The following is a 1,178-nucleotide window of genomic DNA, read 5'->3' as shown; positions in this document are numbered from 1 at the left end:
CACGGCAACGTGTGGAGCTGACGAATACTAATCGGTCGAGGGCTTAACCTATTATCTGCCATACGAAGTATGGTCAGAGAGCTGCGATGCGTAAGTGTCGCAGGCCCGTAACAAACGGGAAACTAATTCACAAACTTTACGCATGCATTTCGTATCTAGTTTTCAGGGAACAATACAATTGTTCTTTAGTCTTGGAGAGATACCCAAGTGGCTATAAGGGGACCCTCTGCTAAGGGGTTAGACTGCGTAAGTGGTGCGAGGGTTCGAATCCCTCTCTCTCCGTTGTCCTATGGCGGCGTAGCTCAGCTGGCTAGAGCGTACGGTTCATACCCGTAAGGTCGGGGGTTCGATCCCCTCCGCCGCTACCATAATAGTTCTTGATTTTTTATGACAAAGTATGATATGATTCGACTTGTGTCACATGGAGGCTTAGCTCAGCTGGGAGAGCATCTGCCTTACAAGCAGAGGGTCGGCGGTTCGATCCCGTCAGCCTCCACCATCATAGTACGCCGTTGTAGCTCAATTGGTAGAGCAACTGACTTGTAATCAGTAGGTTGGGGGTTCAAGTCCTCTCGACGGCACCATCTTTGTCTAATGCGGAGCCGTGGTGTAGAGGCCTAACATGCCTGCCTGTCACGCAGGAGACCGCGGGTTCGAATCCCGTCGGCTCCGCCATTTTTCAAAATAGAAATGCGTAAGATTGGACAAGATATTCTTATAAGGCTCGGTAGCTCAGTCGGTAGAGCAGAGGACTGAAAATCCTCGTGTCGGCGGTTCGATTCCGTCCCGAGCCACCATAGGCGTACTGCAATAGCAGGAAGCCGCATCATATGGAGGCTTAGCGAAGTGGCCAAACGCAGCAGACTGTAAATCTGTTCTCATTGAGTTCGGTGGTTCGAATCCATCAGCCTCCACCATTTCATGTGAGTCATTAGCTCAGTTGGTAGAGCACCTGACTTTTAATCAGGGTGTCGAAGGTTCGAGTCCTTCATGACTCATCTGCAGAGAGACCGTAAGGTCTCTTTTTTGTTTTGTGAGCAACTAACAGCATACAACGACATGGAAAAAAGCGGAGCCGCTGGGCCAATATCATTAAGTTAAGGCTGAGGGCCAAGAATCAAAAAAAGAGCAGGTTATCGAAAAGATAGCCCGCTCTTTTTTTGCACGAAATAGAGAAA

At 49.2% G+C, this 1,178-nt stretch carries 8 tRNA genes; all 8 read left to right on the top strand.

The annotated features are described in order from the left end of the window. Positions 1–193 precede the first annotated feature (193 nt). The 8 genes from GGC63_RS34200 to GGC63_RS34165 all read left to right on the top strand — a co-directional run bounded on the left by GGC63_RS34200 (position 194) and on the right by GGC63_RS34165 (position 998). A tRNA-Ser gene (locus tag GGC63_RS34200) sits at positions 194–282 on the top strand. A gap of 9 nt (positions 283–291) precedes the next feature. Next, positions 292–368 (top strand) — tRNA-Met (locus tag GGC63_RS34195). 55 nt (positions 369–423) lie between these two features. After that, positions 424–499: transfer RNA gene (locus tag GGC63_RS34190), tRNA-Val, on the top strand. A gap of 9 nt (positions 500–508) precedes the next feature. After that, positions 509–584 (top strand) — tRNA-Thr (locus GGC63_RS34185). A gap of 14 nt (positions 585–598) precedes the next feature. Further along, positions 599–675: transfer RNA gene (locus GGC63_RS34180), tRNA-Asp, on the top strand. Positions 676–721: 46 nt separating this feature from the next. Next, a tRNA-Phe gene (locus tag GGC63_RS34175) sits at positions 722–797 on the top strand. 35 nt (positions 798–832) lie between these two features. After that, positions 833–917 (top strand) — tRNA-Tyr (locus tag GGC63_RS34170). An 8-nt stretch (positions 918–925) separates the two neighbouring features. Beyond that, positions 926–998 (top strand) — tRNA-Lys (locus GGC63_RS34165). The last annotated feature ends 180 nt before the right edge of the window (positions 999–1,178 follow it).

The organism is Paenibacillus sp. OAS669 (genome assembly GCF_014873645.1).
Classification (GTDB): Bacteria; Bacillota; Bacilli; order Paenibacillales; family NBRC-103111; genus Paenibacillus_S; species Paenibacillus_S vulneris.
Note: the sequence above shows the minus strand (reverse complement) of the source record. Positions and strands in the feature narration are given on the sequence as shown.